We start from the raw sequence: 21,813 nt of genomic DNA, 5'->3' as shown, positions 1-21,813 counted from the left end.
CCTGCCACACCTTACCCCGCATCAACAGCAACAACACCGCGCCGAACATCGTTGACAGCGCGTTTCGCGCTATTGCGCAGGGCAGTTGCGGGTGCGGCATTGCGCACCTGGTCGAGCAAGTCGAGCACCTGACGGCACCACCGCACGAAATCGCCTGCCGACAACCCCGACCCGTTCACATCGGAGGCCGCGAGCGCAGCGGCCAGATCACCGGTGGTGGCCCACCGGTAGACGGCGGTGACGAAGCCTTCGTCGGGTTCCCGGCTCGGCGCGAGTCGGTGCCGCTGCTCGTCGACGCGCAGGTCTGCCGACACCCGCCGGGTCTTGGCCAGCGCGCGGCGCAAGCTCTCAGTGGGAATGTCGACTCCCAGGACCCCGCCCGCGGCATCCCCGCGCGATTCGAACAGCACTGCCGAGAGCACGCCGGCCAGTTCCGCGGGCTGCAAACCGTCCCACAGCCCGGCGCGCAGGCATTCGGCCACCAGCAGATCGCTCTCGCTGTAGATCCGGGCCAGCAGGCGACCGGCGTCGGTGACCCGGGGTTCCCCCGAGTCGGCCTCGATGAAGCCGCGTTCGCTGAGCAGCGCGACGATCCGGTCGAAGGTGCGCGCCAGCGAGTTCGTCGCCGCGTTCACCTTCTGCTGGATCTGGGCGTTGTCACGCTCGATGCGCAGATAGCGTTCGGCGATCCGGGCCTTGGCTTCGCGGTCCGGGAGTTGATGCGCCGGGTGATGACGCAGTTCCTCGCGCAGCCCGGCCAGTTCGGGATCGACGTCGCGTTCGGGGGCCCCGGCGCTCCTGCTCGCGCGCTTGGAGGGAACCGACAGGTCGGCCGCCGCCGAGCGCAACGCCGACGCCAGGTCCCGACGCACCCGTGGCTGCCGGTGCTCCACGCGCTTGGGCAGGGTCATCGCACCCAGCGGATCCGATGCACCCGAATAATCGGCCGACGAGATCCGGCCGGCCCACCGGTGTTCGGTCAACACCAGCGGTCTCGGGTCGTCACTGTCTCGTTCGGCGGGCTCCAGCACCACCGCCAGCCCTCCGCGGCGACCGTGGGTGATGGTGATGATGTCGCCGCGACGCAACGCGGCCAGTGCATCGGTGGCGGCCCTGCGTCGCTGCAGCCGCGACGCCCGCGACTGCGCGCGCTCGCGTTCACCGATCTTGGTCCGCAACCGGACGTAGTCGAGGATCGGCGGCTCGGTCCTCGGCTCCTCGCGCGAGCGCTCGTCGGCGCCGCCGAGTTCGGCCGCCAGCTCGGCCATCATCCGCTCGCCGCGCGCGATCCCGCGCACCAACCCGACCACCGACCGGTCCGCCTGGTACTGGGCGAACGAGCGCTCCAACAGTTTGTGGGCCTGTTCGGGCCCCATCTGCTGCACCAGGTTGATGGTCATGTTGTAGCTCGGCGTGAACGAGCTGCGCAGCGGAAACGTCCGCGTCGAGGCCAGCCCGGCGACCTCGGCGGGCTCGGCGTTGCTGTCGTCGGGCCGCCACAGCACCACGGCGTGGCCTTCGACGTCGATGCCGCGGCGCCCGGCCCGTCCGGTCAGCTGGGTGTACTCCCCCGGCGTCAACGGGACGTGCTGCTCACCGTTGAACTTCACCAGCCGCTCCAGCACCACGGTGCGAGCGGGCATGTTGATGCCCAGGGCCAGTGTCTCGGTGGCGAACACCGCCTTGACCAGGCCTGCGGTGAACAGCTCCTCCACGGTGTGCCGGAACACGGGCAGCATGCCGGCGTGGTGGGCGGCCAGCCCGCGAAGCAGGCCTTCGCGCCATTGGTGGTAATCCAGCACGATCAGATCCGATTCGGCCAGGTCGGCGCAGCGCCGGTCGACGATCGCCGAGATCCGGGCACGCTCCTCGTCGGTGGTCAGGCGCAGCGGCGCACGCAGGCACTGCTGGACCGCCGCGTCGCATCCCGCCCGCGAGAACACGAACGTGATGGCGGGCAGCAGCCCCGCGGCATCCAGGGTGGCGATGACGTCGGGCCGGCTGGGCGGCCGGTACAGCTGGGGCCGACCTCCTCCCCGCCCACGCCCACGTGGTTGCCAGTCGGCCAGCCGATCGGCCTCACGCCGATGGCTGATGTGGCGCAACAGGTCCGGGTCGACGAGGGTACTGTTCGTGCCCTCGAACAGGTCGAACAGCCGCCGGCCGACGAGCATGTGCTGCGACAGCGGGACGGGCCGGTGTTCGTCGACGACGACGGTGGTGTCGCCGCGGACGGTCTGGATCCAGCCGCCGAATTCCTCGGCATTGCTGACCGTGGCTGACAGGCTGACCAGCAGCACGTCCTCGGGTAGGTGCAGGATGACCTCCTCCCACACCGCGCCGCGCATCCGGTCGGCCAGGAAGTGCACCTCGTCCATCACGACGTAGGAAAGTCCGTGCAGTGCAGGAGAATTCGCATACAGCATGTTGCGCAGCACTTCGGTGGTCATCACCACGATGTCGGCGTCACCGTTGATGGACTGATCGCCGGTGAGCAACCCGATCTTGTCCGCGCCGTACCGGGCCACCAGATCGTTGTGCTTCTGGTTGCTCAGCGCCTTGATCGGAGTGGTGTAGAAGCACTTGCCACCGGCGGCCAGCGCCAGGTGCACGGCGAACTCGCCGACGACCGTCTTGCCCGCCCCGGTGGGGGCACACACCAGCACGCCGTGGCCGCTTTCCAGTGCGCGGCAGGAACGCAGCTGGAAATCGTCGAGAGCGAACGGATATTCGGCGGTGAACTTGGTCAGCTCACCGCCGGGTTGGTCACCGGCGTCAGGTGGCATCGTCGTCGATGTCGATCCGCGACGCCCCCGCTACCGGGGCCGGCCGCTCGACCGGCTCCACCGTCGGGATCGGCGCGGCCTCGTCCTCGGGCACCTCCAGGGCCTCGCGGCGGGCCTTGCGCTTGTCGTTGATCCGCGCCGCCTGGATGGCGAACTCCAGCAGCAGGCTGAGCGCGCAGGCCAGCGCCAGCATCGTGAACGGATCCGAACCGGGGGTGGCGAATGCCGCGAACACGAACAACCCGAAGATCAGTCCGCGTCGCCAGGCCTTGAGCCGCTCGTAGCTGAGCATGCCGACCAGGTTGAGCATGATGATCAGCAGTGGGAACTCGAAGCTGATGCCGAACACCAGCAGCAGGTTGATCAGGAACCCGAAGTACTGGTCGCCCGACAGCGCCGTGACCTGCACGTCGCTGCCGACGGTGAGCAGGAAGCCCAGGGCGGTGGCCAGCACCACGTAGGCCAGGATCGCGCCGGCGATGAACAACAGGGCGCCGACGCCGACGAACGCCATCGCGAAGCGGCGTTCCTTCTTGTACAGACCCGGCGTGATGAATGCCCACAGCTGGTAGAGCCACACCGGGCAGGCCAGCACCAACCCGGCCGCCAGTGCCACCTTGAGCCGCAGCATGAACTGGTCGAACGGGCCGGTGGCCAACAGTCGGCACTCGCCGTCCGGCGCGATGGTGGCGCGGGCCGAGGCGGGGAGCGCGCAGTACGGGCCGCGCAGCCATTCCCCCAGGCTGTGGAATCCGAAGAAGCCGTGGGTGTACCACAGGAAGCCGAACACCGTCGTCAGCAGAACGGCGGCCACGGCAATCAGCAGACGGTTGCGCAGCTCGTGCAGGTGGTCGACCAACGACATCGTGCCGTCGGGGTTGACCCGCGAACGGCGGCGGCGGGGATCGAGCTTCTTGATGAATCCGGAGGTCACGGGCGTGTTCTAGCGGCCTGGTCGTGGGCGCGACGCGTCATCGCGGGGCGATGACCGCGATCGGGCGCCGGACCGGTCAGGCCGTGTGGCGGTCCGGGGACTGCTCGGGGGCAGGAGAATCGACCCGCTCGGAGGCGATCGGCTTGGCCGGTGGGGTCTCCGTAGAGGAGGCCGCAGAATCCGACTGCATCTCCTTGATCTCGGACTTGAAGATCCGCATCGACTTACCGAGCGACCGCGCCGCATCCGGCAGCTTCTTGGCGCCGAAAAGCAGCACGAACACCGCGATGACAATGATCCAGTGCCAGGGTTGTAGACCACCCAATTTGGTTACCTCCAGACGTCCGTGACGAGTCTACCCGCGTGCGTCGCCGGCGTCGTAGGCATGCGGCGCCGCGGTGTCGTAGACGCGCAGAGCCTCTCCGGCCGACTCCCGCACCCGCTGTGCCAATACCTCCGGGGCCAACACCCGCACTGCCGAACCGAATCCGAGAAGGAAGCGCGCCATCCACTCCTGGGAGGCGTAGGTCATCACCGCTTCGCACGCCCCGTCGGGCAACTCGCTGACCACCCGCAGCGGGTAGTAGTCGAACATCCACGACGCGGAGCGGTCGATCAGCAGGGTGGCCGACGGCAATGACGGGTCAGCGGTGTCGGGATCGAACAGCGAGGTGTCGGTGCCGGCCTGCACCGCCGGTGACGGCGGCGCGGAGGGGTCGGTGAGCAGCTCCGCGGCGACGATCCGGTCGAACCGGAACATCCGGACCGCCTCGGCGGTACGGCACCATGCCTCCAGGTAGCTGTTGTCACCGATCAGTACCACCCTGATCGGGTCGACCGTGCGCGACGTGAGGGAGTCATGCGACGCCGAGTAATACTCCAGCGTCAGCGCGCGGGCGTCACGCACGGCGGCCCGGACCGCGGCGGCGGCGCCGGTTTCCTGGGGCACCGTCTCCTCGGGACCGGAATCCTCGAGAGACGCACGTTGGGTGCCCGCCGCCGATTCGATCTTGGCGATGGCACTGCGCGCGGCCTCGGGGTCCACCATCCCGGGCACGTCGACCAGCGACCGCAACGCCACCAGGATGCCCGTGGCTTCCGTGGACGTCAGGCGCAACGGGCGGTCGACACCCGCGCTGAACGTGACTTCGACTGTGTCCCCTTCGAAGTCGAAGTCGATGAGGTCACCGGGACTGTAGCCGGGAAGCCCGCACATCCAGAGCTGTTCGAGATCGGAGTCCAGCTGTTTGCGGGTCACCCCTAGTGCAGCCGCGGCCTCGTCGCGCGTGACCTTCGGATTCGCCTGGAAGTACGGAACCATGTTCAGCAGCCGGACCAGCCGGGTCGACACCTGACTGCTCATGCCGTGCCCGCCTGCGCCCGCAACCGGTTCACCACGTCCTCGCGCAGCGACTGGGGTTCCAGCGCGACGGCGTCGGCGCCGTGGCTCGCGATCTCGCGGGCCAGCCGGTCGGACATTCCGATGTCGACGGTGATCTCCTCTCCCGCGCGCCCACCCAGCGTGCGCGGCACGGTCTCGATGGCCTGCCGGCGCAGAGCGGTGGCACGTCCCCCGGCGATCCAAACCCTGGCCTGTTCACCGGTGGGCAGTTCGGCCACCGCGCGGGCGACGATCTCCCGCAGATTCACTCCCTCGGGTTTGGCCACCGCGCCGGCCGGCCCGACGGGGCTCACGTCGGCGTCGATGCGCGACAGCCGGAAGGTACGGGTGTCGTCGCGGTCGCGATCATGTCCGACCAGATACCACCGGCCGCGATGGGTGACGACGCCCCAGGGCTCGACATTCCGGCTGGTGTACTCGGCATTGCGTGAGGCCCGGTGCCGGAATCGCACTGAATGCCCGGAGTCGATCGCGGAGAGCAGGATTCGCAACACCTCTTCGGAGCCGCGCAGCCCGGGCAGAGTCGCGGTCGACGCGATGGCCACACCGGCCCCGTCCGCGTCGACGTCGACGCCCGCGGCGCGCAGCTTCAGCAGCGCGCCCTGCGTCGCGGTGACCAGTTCCGGGGACTCCCACAGTTGGGTGGCCACCGCCACCGCCGCGGCCTCGTCGGCACTCAACTGCACCGGCGGCAGCGCGTAGGAATCCCGATTGATCCGGTAGCCCTCGGTCGGATCGAACTTCGACACCCGGCCCGTCTCCAACGGGATGCCCAAGTCGCGCAATTCGTTCTTGTCGCGCTCGAACATCCGGGAGAACGCTTCGTCACTGGGACTGTCGGCGTATCCGGCGACGCTGGCGCGGATCTTGTCGGCAGGCAGGAACGACCGGGTGGACAGCAGGGCGATGACGAGGTTCATCAACCGCTCGACTTTGGATACCGCCACGAGATGAAAGCTTAGGGCCTTCGCACGGCGGATCCGGTCAGCGGCGGCCGGGCGGGGCGGGCGGCGCCACCCGAAAAAGGTGCACTGGCCGACGCGTCACGAATGCGATGCTGGAGCCGCGGCGTGATCGCCTGCACCCTCGATGCCCGGGAGGACGGCATGCGCAGATTCGCTCGCGGCATGTCGGCGGCGGCTGTGCTTCTCGGCGCGGTCGCGTGCACCCGCATCTCCGGCGGGGTGCCCCTCGCCGCTCCGGACGCATTCCCCGACCTGTCGAACTATCCCCTCGTCGGGAACGTCTACGGAACCGAGAACACCCGGCAGTACTTCAGCGGCGACACGTTCACCACGCCCGACGGTCAGCGGTGCTCGATCAACGTACGTGACTACCTGCACCGGCTCTGGTGTTCGGGGCCCCGGCCGGACCGGGGCGGATACTGGGACACGTCGTTCGGGCCGAACACCCCGGCGACGATCAAGCCCGCTGATCCGCCGGCACCCGACTGGAAACCACGACCCGGCGAGTTCCTGCCGCTGCCGCCGGCGCACAAGATCAATCTTCCGGCGGGCATGGTGTGCGGGGTCGGCCCCGACCCCGCAATAGGGATGTTCGCGTGCAGCGCCGGCGAGCACGGCTTCGTCTTCACTCGGACCGCGACCCGTCTGTTCTGACCCCGGGACCGCCTACATGCTGGCGATCAACCGCTTCACCCGCTCGTCGACCGACCGGAACGGATCCTTGCAGAGCACGGTGCGCTGAGCCTGGTCGTTGAGCTTGAGGTGCACCCAGTCGACGGTGAAGTCCCGCCCGGCTTCCTGTGCGGCGCTGATGAACTCGCCGCGCAGCTTGGCCCGCGTGGTCTGCGGCGGGGTGTTGACCGCGGCGTCGATCTCCTCGTCGGTGGTGATCCGGGAGGCCAGACCTTTGCGCTGCAACAGGTCGAACACCCCGCGACCGCGCTTGATGTCGTGGTAGGCGAGGTCGAGCTGGCTGATCTTCGGATCGGACAGCTCCATGTTGTAGCGGTCCTGGTAGCGCTGGAACAGCTTGCGCTTGATCACCCAGTCGATCTCGGTGTCGACCTTCGCGAAATCCTGGCTCTCGACCGCGTCGAGCTGGCGGCCCCACAGATCGACCACCTGCTCGATCTGGGTGCTCGGTTCGCGGGTCTGCAGGTACTCGACGGCCCGGCTGTAGTACTCGCGCTGGATGTCCAGGGCGCTGGCCTGCCGGCCGCCCGCCAACCTGACCGGACGCCGCCCGGTCAGGTCATGGCTGACCTCGCGGATGGCACGGATCGGGTTGTCCAGGGAGAAATCGCGGAACGGCACACCGGCCTCGATCATCTCCAGCACCAGCGAGGCGCTGCCCACCTTGAGCATCGTGGTGGATTCGCACATGTTGGAGTCACCGACGATGACGTGCAGGCGGCGGTACTTCTCGGCGTCGGCATGCGGCTCGTCGCGGGTGTTGATGATCGGACGCGACCGGGTCGTCGCGCTGGAGACGCCCTCCCAGATGTGCTCGGCGCGCTGGCTCAGGCAGTAGGTGGCGGCCTTCGGCGTCTGCAACACCTTGCCCGCGCCGCAGATGAGCTGGCGGGTGACCAGGAACGGCAGCAGCACGTCGGAGATCCGGGAGAACTCACCGGCCCGCACGATCAGGTAGTTCTCGTGGCAGCCGTAGGAGTTGCCCGCCGAGTCGGTGTTGTTCTTGAACAGGTAGATGTCGCCGCCGATGCCCTCGTCGGCCAGCCGCTGCTCGGCATCGATCAGCAGGTCCTCCAGGACGCGCTCACCGGCGCGGTCGTGGGTGACCAGCTGGGTCAGGTTGTCGCATTCGGCGGTTGCGTACTCGGGGTGGCTGCCCACATCGAGGTACAACCGGGCTCCGTTGCGGAGGAACACGTTGGAACTGCGGCCCCACGACACCACCCGCCGGAACAGATAGCGGGCAACCTCGTCGGGGCTGAGCCGGCGATGGCCATGGAAGGTGCAGGTCACACCGAATTCCGTCTCGATGCCCATGATTCGTCGCTGCACGCTAACGAGCTTACGGGGTGGTTCACCGCAACGGTGGACAAGCGCGCGCTGACGGGGCGGCAAAATCTGGACGTCGCGCGCGGTACGGCCGCGGGCCCGATCGATTTCGACCTGGCTACGTCTCCCGTACCGCGGCGGCAGGCCCCTCGGCAACGGGCGCCAGCGAGCCGTCGGGCAACCCGAGGATGCGTTCGATCGCCTGCAGGTAGGCGCCGATCACACGCTGCGCGCGGGGCCCGCCGGCGTCGATCCCGCGGGATCCGTCCTGTTCCATCGCGACGGCGAAGGCATCGGCGAGCACGCCGTCCAGGCCCGCGATGAACATCGCCGCCTCGTGCGGGAACCCGGCGTCGAACACGCCTTCGTCGCAGCCCTGGCGGATGACGGCTTCGAGCATGGGCACCGACGTGCGCATGGACTCCTTGGCCAGCTTCTGGCGGAACAACGCGTTCTCGTCCCGCCACAGGGTCATGAGGATCGACACAGCGGCCGGGTTGTCAGCCTTCCATGCGGCCGACGCGCCGAAGTAGGCGTGGAGCTTGGCGATGGCATCGAGACTGGGATCGGCGACCACCGCTTCCAGGGGCGGCGTCGCACCCTCCGTCATCGCATCGACGATCCCTTCCAGCAGCGCCTGCTTCGACCCGAAGTAGTGGTAGAGCGCGCCTTTGGACATCTGCACCTTGGCCAGTACGTCCTCGATGGTCATCCGCTCATAGCCCTTGTCGTGGATGAGCCGCAGAGCGGCATCGAGGATCTCCCGACGACGGGCCGCGTACTCATCCGGCTTGACCCGACGGGCCACGGACACCTCCCATTGACGACTGCTCAGGAACGAGCCTAACGTAATAATAGACCGTCCGTCGGTTTATTGATTGGAGCAGCGATGTCACAGGCCACCCCCGAAGCCCGACGCCGCACCCGGGCGTTCGCCCGCGTCCTGGGCCCGTTCGTCGCGGCCGCGACGGTGATCATCGCGATTCGCCTGCCAGACCTCACCGGGTTGCTCGGCGGACTGTTCGACAATCCGGTCCTGCCCTGGATCCTCGGTGCGGCGATGCTGATGATGGGCCTGATCGTGATCGCGTTCCACCAGTACTGGTACAGCGTGACGGCGGCGCTCATCTCGCTGTTCGGCTGGTTCGTGGCGCTGCGCGGACTGGCGATGATGGCCATCCCGTCGGTCATCGACTCTGGGGCGAACGCGACCGTCACCAGCCCGGGCCCGATGCTGGCCGCCCGGATCTTCTTCCTGTTACTGACCGCGATGGGCTTGTGGCTGACCTACGTCGGCTGGCGTCGCGAGCGCACACGGGATGAAAGGACGGTCACTGTCTGAGCACGCCGCGGCGATGAGATCAGCCGCGCGCCAAGATCGCCAGCAGCAGTTCGGCCCGCACCCGGGCCACCCCGAGATCACAACCCAACAACGACTCGGTCATTTCGATCCGCTTGCGCATCGTGTGCCGGTGCACGCCGAGGGCCGCCGCGGCGGCCTCCCACTGGCCGTTGGCCTCCAGGAACGCCCGCAGCGCCGCCATCAGCCCGGTTCCATGCTGCGCGTCGTGGTCGGCCACGGGAGTCAGCACCGCCGCCCCGAGCGCCACCAGCACCTCACGGCTGGGCCCGGAAGACAGCAGCGCACTGCCGGCCAGCGCGGCGAATTCCAAGGGGTAACAACCCCGTTCGGCCACCGATGCGGCCAGTCGGGCGTCGTCGACAGCCTGCATCAACCGGGACAGTGGCTGCGTCCCGCTGAGCCCGCTGCGGCTCGACTTGCGCACCGATCGGTCCAGCCCACCAAGCAGACCGGCGGCGCCGTCCACCGTCACGGTGCCCGGCAGCAACACCGTCAGCCGGTGATCGGCACCGTGCACGAACACCGGATGTCCGGCCGCCTCCAGCTCGCGCACCACCGCCGCAACCGTCCTCCTCCGGTGGGTCGCGGACTTCACTTCGTCGTCGAACTCGACGACAAGTACGCGGATCCGGCCCGCGGCGTCGGTGACCGGACCCAGCTGTGCATACACCGGATCCGGGTCGAGCTCGCCGGTCAACAGCAGTCCCAGCGCCTGTTCGTTGAGCAGCCGCTGCACCTCCTGCAGCCGGGCCGGCTTCTCGAAATCCAAGGCCAGCAACGATGTTGCGTGCCCGAACAGAACCTGGTCGACCGGACTCAGTGCGCCCGGGCTGACCACGGCGAGCACGCCGTGCGAGCGGCCGCCGACCCGGATGTCCTGTTGGGCCACGGTGGTGCCGTCCGAGAGCACCCGCACCCCCGACGCGGCCCCCGGTTCGATCGAGTCGCGCACCAGGTTGACCGTGGTGACGCTGAGGTTGCTCGGCTGCGATGCGATCACCGTCCCGGTCGGATCCAGCACCACCACCGCGGCTTTCAGCGCGCGACCCAGTTCGGCCGCGACACCGCGCGGACCGTCGCTCACCACCGCCCGGGTGATGCGCGGCTGCGCCCGGGAAGCGCGTAGCACCGCGTCGTACTCCAGCTCGGCGATGCGCGAACCGACCCGCTGCACCACCGCCGCGAACGGGGTGCGAAGCGGCACCTCGATCAGCGCCAGCCCGAGTTCCTCGGCAGCGTCCACCACATCGCCGGGGACCGCGTCGAATGTCAGACCAATACCGAATCCAACTGCAGCAACCCCACTTTCGGCCAGCAACCGCAGGTAACGACGCCGCCCGCGACCACTGGCAGGCAGGCTGATGCCGGTGGTCAGCACCATTTCGCCACCGGAGAGCCATTCGGCCGGATTGGCCAGTTCAGTGGTCAGCACCAGGTTCACCTCGCGCCCGACACCGGCCGAGCCCGCCAGCAGACGCAGATGCAGGTCCGACTGTTCGATCACCCATCGCACCGGAACCGCCACCAACAGGAATGTACAGAATGTCGAAAAGCTGCACAGAAAATCTCCATATTGTCGGATGAACTGCGATGTGTTCCGCGACACACTTGGCCCGCCAGAGACCCGATGAATTTCACAAGAGATGGACGGTGCGGACCCAGTCGATGAACACTCCACGAATCGCCGTCGCCTACATCGCCACACCGGGAGGTGATGACGCCGTCGCGGTCGGGGAACAGATCGCCCGCACCCTGGGCGCCGGCCTCGACCTGTGCATGGTTCTGCCCAGTGACCGCTCGGCACTCGCCCCCACCCCCGGGGATGTGTTGCACCGGGAAGCCGACGGCTGGCTGGCCGCCGCCGCGGCCGGGGTGCGCAACGACGTGCCGGTGACCACCCACCTGAGCTATGACGAGTCCAGCACCGTGGGCCTGATCGCGGCGGCCGAGAACCTGGGCGCCGACGCGCTGGTGGTCGGTGGAGCCGGCGGCGGGATGGCCGGGCCCCTGTCTCTCGGTTCGGTGGTCAACGATCTGGTGCACGCCTCGCCGATACCGGTCGTGATCGCACCGCGCGGCGCCCGATTGCAGCGCAGCGAGCGGATTCGTGAGGTCACCTGCGCCATCGGCACCCGGCCCGGAGCCACCCTGCTACTCAACACCGCCCTGCGGTTCTGCCGGGCCACCGAGACGCCCCTCCGGCTGGTGTCGCTGGTGGCCGTGGATGACGCCCGCCGGCTGGAAGCCGCTCAGCAGCACGCACAGCGTGCCCTGGATCAAGCGAAAGACTTTCTGCCAGATGATGTTCCGGTCAGTTCACGGGTGGCCACCGGCCCGACCGTGGAGGAGGCGGTCAACAAGCTGGGCTGGAAAGACGGCGACATGATCATGGTCGGTTCGAGCCGGCTGGCCCAGCCGCGCCGCCTGTTCCTCGGGTCGACTGCGGCGAAGATGCTGCGCGTTCTGCAAGTCCCGATGTTTGTGGTACCCAAGGATGAAGGGGCAGAACATGTCTGAGCAACTGGCCAGCACCGAACTGGAACGGGCCGAGCGGGAGGAGGGCTTGGTCGCCAAAGGCCTGGCACCGGGACGGATCGGCACCTTCACCGGAGCGATCCTCGGCATCTCGACGGTGGCGCCGGGCTACACCCTGACCGCCAGCATCGGGCTCATCGTCGCGGCCGTCGGCCTCAAGATGCCCGCCATCCTGATCGCCGGCTTCATCCCGATGTTCCTCACCGCCTACGCCTACCGCGAACTGAACTCCCGCGCACCCGACTGCGGCGCGTCGTTCACCTGGTCCACCAAGGCCTTCGGGCCGTACGTCGGCTGGATGTGCGGGTGGGGCATGGTGATCGCCACCATCATCGTGCTGTCCAATCTGGCCTCGATCGGCGTCCTCTTCGGCTACGAGTTCCTGGGCAAGGTGCTGCACAACGAAACGCTCGCGATGCTCCCTGCGGACAATGTCGCCGTCAACATCGTTTCCACGGTTCTGCTACTCGCCATCGCCACCTTCATCTCCTGTCGCGGCATCACCACCAGCGAGAAGGTGCAGTATGTGCTGGTCGGGTTCCAGATGACCGTCCTTGTGACGTTCGCGGTCGTCGCCATCGCGCGGTCCGGCGAGGTCGAGGGGCACCTGAGTTTCGACATCCAATGGTTCGACCCGTTCACCGGACTCACGATGAGCGCCTTCGTCATTGGGCTGATCGGCTCGATCTTCGCCTTCTGGGGCTGGGACACCTGCCTGACGTTGGGCGAGGAGAGCAAGGACCCCACCAAGGTGCCCGGCCGGGCCGGATTGTTGTGTGTCATGTCCATCCTGCTGACCTACCTGCTGGTGGCGGTGGCGGTGATGATGTATGCCGGAGTCGGCACCACCGGGCTGGGGCTGGGCAACGAGGAGATCGCGGAGAACGTGTTCGGGGCGCTGGCCTATCCGGTGCTGGGTGACTGGGGCGGCCCACTGCTGCTGCTGGCAGTGTTCGCATCGTCGATCGCGAGCCTGCAGACGACCGTCTTGCCTGCCGCCCGCACCATGCTGGCGATGGGTGCCTACGGTGCGTTCCCCAAGAGGTTCGCCAGCGTCAACCCGCGATCGCTGTCACCGGTGTTCAGCACCGTGGTCGCCGGTGTGGTCACCGCCTGCTTCTACACCATCGTGACACTGCTGTCCGAGCGGACACTGCTGGATACCATTGCCGCCCTTGGCATCATGATCTGCTGGTACTACGGCATCACCGCGTTCGCCTGTGTGTGGTTCTTCCGCAAGGAACTGTTCCTCAGCCCGAGGAACGTCATCTACAAGCTGGTGTTCCCGGCAGTCGGCGGTGTCATGCTGCTGTCGGTGTTCGTCAAGTCGGTGCTGGTGAGCATGGACCCGGAGGCCAGCGGCAGCGGCGCGTCGATCGGCGGCATCGGCCTGGTGTTCTATCTCGGATTCGGCATCCTGCTGTTCGGCGCCGTCCTCATGCTCGGCCTGCGTTTCGTCCAGCCGGCATTCTTCCGGGGCGAAACCCTGACCATGGACACGCCGCCGATTCCCTGAGTCAGGGTGATTTGTGCACGATTTCCCGCGGCTGCCGCGGAGAATCGTGCACAAATCACAATCGGTGGAACCGGAGCGGCGGCGCGGACGTCCGATTCAGTGTGCTCGATGACTACCTTCGCAATCACGATGGCGTAATCACCCGGGCACAAGCCCTGTCCGCCGGGCTCAGCGACGACGCCATCAGCCGTCGCGTTCGTTCGGGCCACTGGCTGCGTTGCGCACCCGGAGTGTTCTTCGTCGACGATCGTCCATTCACCGATTCAGCACGGGTGCGCAGCGCGGTGTGGTCGTACGGGCCGGCCGCCACCGCCAGCGGCCTGGCCGCCGCATGGTGGCATGGCGTCACGCGCTACCCGCCAGAAAGCGTCGAAGTCACCGTGCCCAGGGTGAGCAATCACCGCAAGCGCGACGGGATCCGGGTCCGACGCCGCGATCTGCCCGGCTCCGACATCGTCGAGCGCAATGGACTCCGTGTAACCGCACTTCCACTTTCAGTCATCGAAGCCGCGACCCGCCGCGGCGGTGGCGCCACGTTGATGGATGCGGCATTGCAACGGCACGTCGAGCTGAAGCAACTATGGGATGCGCACCTGCGCAACAAGGGCAGGCACGGGTCGCCGGCGGCCCGGATCCTGCTGCTGTCCGCAGCAGATGGCGCCCGTTCCGAAGCCGAGCGCCTGCTGGTGAAACTATTGCGCCGCAACAAGATCACCGGATGGAAGGCCAACCATCCAGTCGCGGGATACAAGATCGACGTCGTCTTTCCGGCGGCAAGGCTTGCCATCGAAGTCGACGGCTGGGCTTTTCACAGCAACGCTGACGACTTCGTGAACGACCGAAACCGGCAGAACGTCATCTCGCTGCTCGGGTATCAGATCTTGCGGTTCACCTGGCTCGATCTGACTGAATATCCCGATCGCGTCCTCGCCGAGATACGCAATGCCTTGGAGTGATTTGTGCACGATTTTCCGCGGCTGCCGCGGAGAATCGTGCACAAATCGCTAGCGAGGTCGGCAAGCGGGGTCAGTTCACCCACCTAGGCATTGGACAAAATGGCGCCGTTTCCGCACGCAAGATCGCCAGAATGTCGATGGTTGTCCGACCCGACATGGCCGAGACTCTGGCTGTGGAAAACCCTTCTGCCCGAGTGTCTTTTGCCGCCGATGAAGCCGGCACCCGCGCCGAGGTGCAGTGGCCGGGAAGCCCGCCGCTGCTCGCCGAGGTCTGCGCCATGTTCGAACACTTCGGACTGCGCGTCGCGTCCTATGAGGTCAGCGACGCCGGACACTGCTACGAATTCTGCGGCCTGAACCTGCCGGTGGCCACCCTCGACCTGATCGCACGGGCCTACGAGGCGGCGATCGCCGGGCGCTGGCAGGTCGACCGATACGCCGCGCTCATCGCGTCGGCCGGTATCGATTGGCGCCGGGTGGTCCTGACTCGCGCGATCACCCGGTTCATCCGGCAGACCGGGTTGGGTTTCTCAACCGACTACATCATCGATTCGCTGCTCGCCGCACCGGATTTCGTCAACGCGCTGCTGGCGCTCTTCGATGCCCGTTTCGACCCCGACGGCACGGACCATACGGACGCCGAACAGGCCGATCGTGACGTGGCCGCCCTGGTGGATGCCGCCACGTCGCTCGACGACGAGCGCATTCGGCGCGCACTGCACAGCTTCGTGCGGGCGACCTTGCGTACCAACTGGTTCCAGCTCGGGCCGGACGGGCAGGCGAAGGACTACCTGTCGTTCAAGATCGACTCGGCCCAGCTGGCCGGCGTCGGCCCGGTGGTCCCGCACCGCGAGATCTACGTGTATTCCGACGCCATGGAGGGCATCCACCTGCGCAGCGGGGCCATCGCCCGAGGCGGTCTGCGCTGGTCGAATCGCGCCGAGGACTTCCGCACCGAGGTGCTCGGCCTGATGAAGACACAGGCCGTGAAGAACGCGCCCATCGTGCCCACCGGGGCCAAAGGCGCGTTCGTCCTCCGCAACGCCGACGTCGCCCCCGCCGACGGCTACCGCACGTTCATCCGCGGGATGCTCGACATCACCGACAACATCGTCGATGGCGCGGTCCGGCATCCGGACCGGACGGTGTGCCCCGACGGAGACGACGCCTACCTGGTCGTGGCCGCCGACAAGGGCACCGCGAAATTCTCCGACCTGGCCAATTCCGTTGCCGCCGAGTACGGCTTCTGGCTCGGCGATGCTTTCGCCTCCGGCGGCTCGGCCGGCTACGACCACAAGGCCATGGGCATCACGGCACGCGGAGCGTGGCTCTCGGTGCGGCGGCATTTCGCCGAAGCCGGCCGCGACATCGACGTCGAGCCGTTCACCGTGGCCGGTATCGGGGACATGTCCGGCGATGTGTTCGGCAACGGAATGCTGCTGTCCCACAACATCAAATTGGTCGCCGCCTTCGACCACCGGCACATCTTCGTCGATCCCGACCCGGACCCGCGGGCATCCTTCGGCGAGCGTGCACGGCTGTTCGATCTGCCCGCCTCGAGCTGGCAGGACTACGACTCCACGCTGATCTCGGCCGGCGGCGGGGTGTGGCCCCGCACGGCCAAGTCGATACCGCTCTCACCGCAGGCACGCACCGCGCTGAGTATCGAAGCAACCGAGTGCACCCCGGACGAACTGATCTCGGCGGTGCTGTGCGCACCCGTCGACCTGCTGTGGAACGGCGGTGTCGGCACCTACGTCAGGTCCGACGGGGAGACCGACGCCGATGCCCAGGACAAGGCCAACGACCGGGTCCGGGTATCGGCGTCGCAGCTGCGCTGCAAGGTGATCGGCGAAGGCGGCAACCTCGGGCTCACCCAGCAGGCGCGTATCGGGTTCGCCCTGAACGGCGGCCGGATCAATGCCGACTTCATCGACAACGCGGCCGGTGTCGCGACCTCGGACCTCGAGGTCAACATCAAGATCGCCCTGGATTCCGGAAACATCGGTACCGAACAGCGCAATACGCTGCTCACCGAGGCCACCGACGATGTCGCGGCGCGCGTGCTGGAAGACAACGCCGAGGCGATCCTGGCGATCAGCATGGCCGCCGCCGAAGCCGATTCACTGCTGGACCGGCACATCCGGCTGATCAGCAACCTGCAGGATCAAGCGGGTGTCGACCCCCAGGTGGAGGGGCTGCCGGCCGCGCCGGAACTGGTGCGCCGTCGCACCATGGGGCTGGGCCTCACCCGACCCGAGATCGCCGTGTTGCTCGCCCAATCCAAGAACCTGGTGGCACAGGAGTTGCTCGCCTCCGAGATTCCGGACCATGAGGCGTTCGCGCACCGCCTCGGCGACTACTTCCCCGCTGCGGTCGCCGAGCATGCCCACGCCGAGATCAGCCGCCACCCGCTGCGCCGTGAGATCGTGGCGACCTCGGTGGCCGGTGAGCTGATCAACCGGGTCGGCCCCGGCACCATCTACCGCATGCAGGAGCGGTTGGCGGTGACCACGCCCGAGGTGGCGCTTGCCTACGCCACGGTGCGCGACATCCTCGACCTGGACGCACTGTGGGCGGCCGAGTTGGCCGGCAACAGCGATGAGGGCCGGCGCATCCAGGCGCTGCTGCAGATGCGCGAGCTGGTCGAGCACCTGACGTCGTGGGTACTGCGCAACGGGGACGGCAACCGCGCCAAGGTGAGCGAGGCGATCGGCCGGCTGATCATCGCCGGCGGGCCGGCAATCTGATCACCGCCGGCGGGCCGGCAATCTGATCACCGCCGGCGGGCCGAAGGCTGATGCTGGGTGATGCAGTGAATGCCGCCGCCACGCTCGAACAGCGGGCGGGCGTCGACGCTGAGGACACGGCGGCCCGGGTACTGCTCGGCCAGGATGGCCGCCGCGTCCGCATCCCTGGGATCGCCGAACGCGCAGGCGATCACGCCGCCGTTGACCACCAGGTGATTGATGTAGCTGTAGTCGACGAAGCCTTCCGCGTCGGTCAACTGGTCGGGCGCGGGTAGTTCGACGATCTCCCACGGCCGTCCGGCGACATCGTGGGTCTGCTCGATCGATGCCCGGATCTCCTTGCACACCAGGTGATCCGGGTGAGAGTCGGCACTCTGCGCATGCAGAAGCAGCCGGCCCGGCGAGGGTATCGCGGCCACGATGTCGACGTGCCCGCGCGTACCGAAGCGCTGCGAGTCACGGGTCAGCCCGTGCGGCAACCAGACCGTGTGATCGGCACCGATGGTGCGGGCCAGCTCGGCTTCGACGTCGGCCTTGGTGGCGCCGGGGTTGCGGCCGGGATCCAGTTGCACGGTCTCGGTGACCAGGACCGTTCCCAGCCCGTCGACCTGGATCCCACCGCCTTCGTTCACCAGGTTCGAGTCCACCACCGGTACGCCGGACCAATCGGCAACGGCCGCACCGATTTTGGAGTCGCTGTCCCACTGCGCCCAATCCTGGGCGCCCCAGCCGTTGAACACCCAGTCCACCGCCGCCACCGAACCGTCCCCGGCGTGTACGAAGGTCGGACCGATATCGCGCATCCAGGCGTCGTTCAACGGCGCCTCGACGATGTCGACAGCGGCGGACAGATAGCGCCGGGCCGCCGACATTTCGGCGGGGTCCACCACCATCGTCACCGGTTCGAACTCCAGCACCGCGTGCGCGACCGCCGCCCAGGTGCTGCGCGCTTCGTGGTGCTCGGCTTCGGTGTCGCCCAGCGAGTAGCCGGCCGACGGGAACGCCATCCAAACACGATCCTGCGGCGCACTCTCGGCCGGCATCCGGTAGGTGGTCATTTCACCACTGCCGTGGCTTCGTGGCCGACGCCGTACGGGTGCTCCACATCGACCGGCGCGGTCAGCGCGGTGTAGGTGTCGGGCCGCCGGGTGAGAAGAAACGGGAACAGCTCCAGCCAGTCCCGGCGCTGATCCAGATCCAGGTCGGCGACCAGCACGGCTTCTTCGTCGCGAGGTGCCTGCACCAGCACCCGGCCGAACGGGTCGGAGATGAACGACGAACCGTAGAAGGTGACCTTGCCCTCGTCACCGACCCGGTTGGGCACCACCATGAACAGCCCGCTGCTGATGCCGTTGGCGACGATCACGTGCTGCCACAACGGTTGGGTGTCGAAGGCCGGGAACACCGGCTCCGAACCGATGGCCGTCGGATAGACCACGATCTCGGCACCGCCGAGTGAGTAGCTGCGAGCCACTTCCGGGAACCATTCGTCCCAGCAGGTCGGCAGGCCGACGCGGGCACCCAGGCCCTCCGGGTTGTACACGGGATACGGGTCAGTCTGGCCGGTGGAGCCTCCTGGACCCGGACGGAAGTAGGTGTCTTCGTAGTAGCCGGCCGAGATCGGGATGTGCAGCTTGCGGGTGTAACCGGCCAGCTCCCCCGACGGGGTCACCAGGATTGCCGTGTTGAAGCCCAATCCATCTGCCGCCGGAGCCTTTTCGTACAGCGAGGCGTGCACGAAGACGTCGTTCGCGCGGGCCGCCTCGGCGGCCAGGGCGAAGGTCGGGCCTCCGGTGAGATCCTCGGCGGACTCGCCGGGGTTCGGTCCGGCCGGGGTGTCCGCGGGGTAGCGCAGCAGGGTTATCTCCGGCAGGCAGACCAGCGCGGCGCCGGCGCCGGCTGCCCTGTCGATACCGTCCCGCAGCACCCTGACCAGCTCTGTCGCATCGGGCCGCCACCGATGCTGCACCAACCCGACCCGCAGCGGAGGGCGGGTCGACGCGGCGCTGCGGGACAACGACTCGGGAGCGGTGGCGGTCAGGGTGATCATCAGTCGTCTCCTAAAACGAATGGCATTCGTTTTATTGTGACCCCGCTAACAGCGGTTGTAAAGAGGTAGTAGAAATGTGCCATGGGACGCCCTCCGCTACCGCTGCTCTCCCCCGACCGCATCACCAGTGCGGCAATGGATTTGGTCAACTCAACCGGTGGATTCAGCGTCCCTCAACTCGCCCGGGCGCTGAAGGTCCGGCCGTCATCGCTCTACAACCACGTCGCCGGCCGCGAACAGATCGTCGAACTGCTACGCGAGCGGGCCATGTCCGAAGTCACCCTCCCCGCGGATGACCCGGCCCGGCCCTGGACCGAGGTGGTCGCCGACATCATGCGGTCCTACCGGCAGAGCTACGCCCGCTATCCGCGCCTCATCCCGCTGCTCACGGCACACGCGGTGAACAGCGAACACGCTCTGACCATGTACAACACCCTGGCCGTCACCTTCAGCCGCGCCGGATTCGACCCAGCCGACACGCTGCGCGCCATCACCCTGATCGACTCTTTCGTGCTGGGCTCGGCCCTGGACGTCGCGGCCCCCGACGAACCCTGGAGCACCGGCGCCGAGGTGGGCCCGGAACTGACCGCCGCGCTGACCACCGGCAGCGCCAAGCCCGCCCGCGCCGACGACGCCTTCGAATTCGGCATCGCGGTACTGCTTTACGGACTGGCGGCCGTGATACCGGGCGCCGAGCGAAATTGAGGCCTGCGGTCGACCCGATTCGCTGCGTGATGCCACCTTCTGGGACTTTTTACCCTGGTCAGCGGCCCTCGCAGGCATAAGGTTGGTAGCAGTCCGCGCAAAGGAGGGGTGATGACCCGCTACGACCTGCCCGATGTTGCCGACCTGATCCGCCTTGGCGAGCCTCATGAGCACGCCATCACGGTGTACGCGGAAACCGCACCGGGACCCGACGAGCGGGAAAAGAGTCTGTTGACCGCGAAGAGCGCCGTCGACCGGGCCCTGCGCACGATCCGCGATTCCGGGGCGCGGCACGCCGTCGAGGAAAAGTTGCGATCGCGCTGGGCCGAGATCGCCGAATCGGACCTGTGGCTGAGCCTTTCCAGTTCGGTGGCCATCTTCATCGCCGACGACTTCCACGAGGTCTACGTGCTGCCGAACGAGCTGGAGAACCAGTCGCAGGTGGGCAGTTACTTCGACATCGGCCAGCTTCTGCGGGCGGTCACCACGCCGCAGGAAGCCTTTGCGTTGACGCTCTCGGCCGACGGCTGGAACCTGTGGCAGGCCACCGCGAGCACACGTGCCGAGGAACTGGAGCTCACCGGCGAGTACGCAGCCGACGTGGCCGACGCGACCCATCGCGCCACCGTGCGCGACCGGGGCCACGTGCGCCGCCTGGTGGGCGACGAGGGCAAGAAAGTGCTGTTGGAGCAGTACGCCAAGCGGGTCGCCGAGGCCGTGGACTCCGAACTGGGGCAGCTCGATCCGTCGTCTACGCGGCCGCTGTACCTGTTCGCGACCGACCCGCTGCTCGACATGTACCGCGGGCTCGACCACAAGCGCCGGATCGTGGCGGTGCCCGGCGCCGCTGACGAATTGCGGCCCGATCAGATCGACGGCGCCATCCGCGAGTCACTGCCCGCCCTGAACTCCGAAGAAGCCAACGCGTGGGTCGAGGAGCTGGGCAATGACCTCAGCAAGGGGCTGGTGGCCACCGATCTGGGCGACATCGCGCGCGCCGCGGCGGCCGGCGCGGTGGACACCCTCGTATACAACTTCACCGTCGATGTCCTGGGCCGGATCGAGGCCGCGAACGGCGCGCTGCATTACGACGATTCCGGGTATGACGTGCTGTCCCGCATCGCGGTGACGGTCCTCGAGCACCGTGGTGAGGCCTTCGCTGTGCGACCCGACGAAATCACCGCCGGCATCTGGAACCAGACGGCAGTCGCGAAACTACGGTTCGCCCTGGGCTGACAGCCCGGGCCCCGTCTCACTGCCGACCGGGCTTTTCAGCCCGTCCAGCACAAAACCCAGGTGACGCCGCCAGACGGCGTCGTCTCCGTCGGCCATCGCGATCACCTTCGACATCGCCCACATCAACGTCGCCAGGTCATCGGCGCCGAAGTCGGCTCGCAGCACCCCGGCGTCTCTGGCCCGTCCGACGACGACCTCCAGTAGTCCCCCGGCACGGCCGCATTCCCCCGCGATGTCGACGGCGCCCACAGGATTACGGGCTACCGCGTCGTTGATGCTGCGGTCGGATGCCTGCATCGCGAACAGGCTGTGGAGGAACCCGGTGAATCCCCGCCATGGGTCCGCATCGGCAAGCGCCTGCCGGGCCAGCCGGTCGATGACGGCCAATCGGTCGGACAGCACGACATCCAGGAGTGCGCCGCGGTTCGGGAAGTGGTTGTAGAGCGTGCCGATGCTCACGCCCGCCTTTCGCGCGACCTCGTCGAGAGGTACGTCGACTCCGCGCTCGGTGAAGAGTTCGGCGGCCGCCGCCACCAGGCGGTCCCGGTTTCGGACCGCATCCGCACGCATCGCCGACATGCTGTTCAGCATAT

The 21,813-nt window shown here is 67.6% G+C and carries 19 protein-coding genes; 8 read left to right on the top strand and 11 right to left on the bottom strand.

Annotated features, from left to right (window positions below; all coding sequences use genetic code 11):
* Positions 1-11: 11 nt before the first annotated feature.
* The 5 genes from EH231_RS06755 to EH231_RS06735 all read right to left on the bottom strand — a co-directional run bounded on the left by EH231_RS06755 (position 12) and on the right by EH231_RS06735 (position 6,069).
* On the bottom strand, positions 12-2,786 hold the full coding sequence (locus EH231_RS06755) for a DEAD/DEAH box helicase (RefSeq protein WP_124712125.1): 2,775 nt from the start codon (positions 2,784-2,786) through the stop codon (positions 12-14).
* Complete coding sequence (gene tatC, locus EH231_RS06750; protein WP_090431051.1) at positions 2,776-3,720, bottom strand: twin-arginine translocase subunit TatC; 945 nt, start codon at positions 3,718-3,720, stop codon at positions 2,776-2,778. The genes EH231_RS06755 and tatC overlap by 11 nt, the downstream gene beginning before the upstream one ends.
* Positions 3,721-3,796: 76 nt before the next feature.
* The gene (gene tatA / locus EH231_RS06745; RefSeq protein ID WP_090431053.1) at positions 3,797-4,045 is read right to left on the bottom strand and encodes a Sec-independent protein translocase subunit TatA; all 249 of its coding nucleotides are present in this window, start codon (positions 4,043-4,045) and stop codon (positions 3,797-3,799) included.
* Positions 4,046-4,075: 30 nt separating this feature from the next.
* A complete protein-coding gene (locus EH231_RS06740) occupies positions 4,076-5,083 on the bottom strand; it encodes a helix-turn-helix transcriptional regulator (RefSeq protein WP_090431055.1) in 1,008 nt (335 codons plus the stop codon).
* Positions 5,080-6,069: a helix-turn-helix transcriptional regulator gene (locus EH231_RS06735; protein WP_124712124.1), complete on the bottom strand. Its 990-nt coding sequence runs from the start codon at positions 6,067-6,069 to the stop codon at positions 5,080-5,082. The genes EH231_RS06740 and EH231_RS06735 overlap by 4 nt, the downstream gene beginning before the upstream one ends.
* Before the next feature lie 123 nt (positions 6,070-6,192).
* On the opposite strand from EH231_RS06735, the gene EH231_RS06730 reads away from it, so the two are divergent.
* Positions 6,193-6,741, top strand: a complete 549-nt coding sequence (locus EH231_RS06730) for a hypothetical protein (RefSeq protein ID WP_124712123.1) — start codon at positions 6,193-6,195, stop codon at positions 6,739-6,741.
* A 12-nt stretch (positions 6,742-6,753) separates the two neighbouring features.
* Here the strand turns inward: EH231_RS06730 and pafA are convergent, their stop codons facing one another.
* Both pafA and EH231_RS06720 read right to left on the bottom strand, forming a co-directional pair.
* Entirely contained in the window at positions 6,754-8,112 is a 1,359-nt protein-coding gene (gene pafA, locus EH231_RS06725) for a Pup--protein ligase (protein ID WP_090431062.1), read from the bottom strand.
* A gap of 115 nt (positions 8,113-8,227) precedes the next feature.
* Positions 8,228-8,917: a TetR/AcrR family transcriptional regulator gene (locus EH231_RS06720; protein ID WP_164480795.1), complete on the bottom strand. Its 690-nt coding sequence runs from the start codon at positions 8,915-8,917 to the stop codon at positions 8,228-8,230.
* An 81-nt stretch (positions 8,918-8,998) separates the two neighbouring features.
* Here EH231_RS06720 and EH231_RS06715 point away from each other — a divergent pair, with 81 nt between their 5' ends.
* Positions 8,999-9,451 carry a hypothetical protein gene (locus tag EH231_RS06715; RefSeq protein WP_124712121.1) on the top strand — a complete coding sequence of 151 codons (453 nt, stop codon included), beginning with the start codon at positions 8,999-9,001 and terminating at the stop codon, positions 9,449-9,451.
* A gap of 19 nt (positions 9,452-9,470) precedes the next feature.
* On the opposite strand, the gene EH231_RS06710 is transcribed toward EH231_RS06715, so the two are convergent.
* Complete coding sequence (locus EH231_RS06710) at positions 9,471-10,985, bottom strand: PucR family transcriptional regulator (RefSeq protein WP_124714206.1); 1,515 nt, start codon at positions 10,983-10,985, stop codon at positions 9,471-9,473.
* Positions 10,986-11,137: 152 nt separating this feature from the next.
* On the opposite strand from EH231_RS06710, the gene EH231_RS06705 reads away from it, so the two are divergent.
* The 4 genes from EH231_RS06705 to EH231_RS06690 all read left to right on the top strand — a co-directional run bounded on the left by EH231_RS06705 (position 11,138) and on the right by EH231_RS06690 (position 17,229).
* Entirely contained in the window at positions 11,138-11,989 is an 852-nt protein-coding gene (locus EH231_RS06705) for a universal stress protein (protein WP_090432072.1), read from the top strand.
* Positions 11,982-13,523 carry an APC family permease gene (locus EH231_RS06700; RefSeq protein ID WP_090431068.1) on the top strand — a complete coding sequence of 514 codons (1,542 nt, stop codon included), beginning with the start codon at positions 11,982-11,984 and terminating at the stop codon, positions 13,521-13,523. The genes EH231_RS06705 and EH231_RS06700 overlap by 8 nt, the downstream gene beginning before the upstream one ends.
* Before the next feature lie 101 nt (positions 13,524-13,624).
* Positions 13,625-14,479: a type IV toxin-antitoxin system AbiEi family antitoxin domain-containing protein gene (locus EH231_RS06695; protein WP_090431072.1), complete on the top strand. Its 855-nt coding sequence runs from the start codon at positions 13,625-13,627 to the stop codon at positions 14,477-14,479.
* A gap of 131 nt (positions 14,480-14,610) precedes the next feature.
* Positions 14,611-17,229 carry an NAD-glutamate dehydrogenase domain-containing protein gene (locus tag EH231_RS06690; RefSeq protein WP_241177901.1) on the top strand — a complete coding sequence of 873 codons (2,619 nt, stop codon included), beginning with the start codon at positions 14,611-14,613 and terminating at the stop codon, positions 17,227-17,229.
* A 26-nt stretch (positions 17,230-17,255) separates the two neighbouring features.
* Here the strand turns inward: EH231_RS06690 and EH231_RS06685 are convergent, their stop codons facing one another.
* On the bottom strand, positions 17,256-18,287 hold the full coding sequence (locus EH231_RS06685) for an agmatine deiminase family protein (protein WP_090431074.1): 1,032 nt from the start codon (positions 18,285-18,287) through the stop codon (positions 17,256-17,258).
* Positions 18,284-19,279 carry a nitrilase-related carbon-nitrogen hydrolase gene (locus EH231_RS06680; RefSeq protein WP_090431076.1) on the bottom strand — a complete coding sequence of 332 codons (996 nt, stop codon included), beginning with the start codon at positions 19,277-19,279 and terminating at the stop codon, positions 18,284-18,286. The genes EH231_RS06685 and EH231_RS06680 overlap by 4 nt, the downstream gene beginning before the upstream one ends.
* An 81-nt stretch (positions 19,280-19,360) precedes the next feature.
* Here EH231_RS06680 and EH231_RS06675 point away from each other — a divergent pair, with 81 nt between their 5' ends.
* Positions 19,361-19,984, top strand: a complete 624-nt coding sequence (locus EH231_RS06675) for a TetR/AcrR family transcriptional regulator C-terminal domain-containing protein (RefSeq protein WP_124712120.1) — start codon at positions 19,361-19,363, stop codon at positions 19,982-19,984.
* 111 nt (positions 19,985-20,095) lie between these two features.
* Positions 20,096-21,220 (top strand): baeRF11 domain-containing protein, encoded by a 1,125-nt coding sequence (locus EH231_RS06670; RefSeq protein ID WP_124712119.1) that lies wholly within the window; start codon positions 20,096-20,098, stop codon positions 21,218-21,220.
* On the opposite strand, the gene EH231_RS06665 is transcribed toward EH231_RS06670, so the two are convergent.
* Positions 21,200-21,799, bottom strand: a complete 600-nt coding sequence (locus EH231_RS06665) for a TetR/AcrR family transcriptional regulator (RefSeq protein WP_205866855.1) — start codon at positions 21,797-21,799, stop codon at positions 21,200-21,202. The genes EH231_RS06670 and EH231_RS06665 overlap by 21 nt on opposite strands.
* Between the last annotated feature and the right edge of the window lie 14 nt (positions 21,800-21,813).

Source organism: Mycolicibacterium nivoides, from assembly GCF_003855255.1.
In the GTDB taxonomy this organism is placed as follows: Bacteria; Actinomycetota; Actinomycetes; order Mycobacteriales; family Mycobacteriaceae; genus Mycobacterium; species Mycobacterium nivoides.
This window is presented reverse-complemented; position numbering and strand designations above follow the sequence as displayed.

What these genes read in the sequence shown, in the direction of transcription:
- EH231_RS06755 (WP_124712125.1), bottom strand. Translation starts at nt 2,786, where the DNA reads ATGCCACCTGACGCCGGTGACCAACCCGGCGGTGAGCTGACCAAGTTC.
- EH231_RS06740 (WP_090431055.1), bottom strand. Translation starts at nt 5,083, where the DNA reads ATGAGCAGTCAGGTGTCGACCCGGCTGGTCCGGCTGCTGAACATGGTT.
- EH231_RS06715 (WP_124712121.1), top strand. Translation starts at nt 8,999, where the DNA reads ATGTCACAGGCCACCCCCGAAGCCCGACGCCGCACCCGGGCGTTCGCC.
- EH231_RS06705 (WP_090432072.1), top strand. Translation starts at nt 11,138, where the DNA reads ATGAACACTCCACGAATCGCCGTCGCCTACATCGCCACACCGGGAGGT.
- EH231_RS06700 (WP_090431068.1), top strand. Translation starts at nt 11,982, where the DNA reads ATGTCTGAGCAACTGGCCAGCACCGAACTGGAACGGGCCGAGCGGGAG.
- EH231_RS06690 (WP_241177901.1), top strand. Translation starts at nt 14,611, where the DNA reads ATGTCGATGGTTGTCCGACCCGACATGGCCGAGACTCTGGCTGTGGAA.
- EH231_RS06685 (WP_090431074.1), bottom strand. Translation starts at nt 18,287, where the DNA reads ATGACCACCTACCGGATGCCGGCCGAGAGTGCGCCGCAGGATCGTGTT.
- EH231_RS06680 (WP_090431076.1), bottom strand. Translation starts at nt 19,279, where the DNA reads ATGATCACCCTGACCGCCACCGCTCCCGAGTCGTTGTCCCGCAGCGCC.
- EH231_RS06675 (WP_124712120.1), top strand. Translation starts at nt 19,361, where the DNA reads ATGGGACGCCCTCCGCTACCGCTGCTCTCCCCCGACCGCATCACCAGT.
- EH231_RS06670 (WP_124712119.1), top strand. Translation starts at nt 20,096, where the DNA reads ATGACCCGCTACGACCTGCCCGATGTTGCCGACCTGATCCGCCTTGGC.
- EH231_RS06665 (WP_205866855.1), bottom strand. Translation starts at nt 21,799, where the DNA reads ATGTCGGCGATGCGTGCGGATGCGGTCCGAAACCGGGACCGCCTGGTG.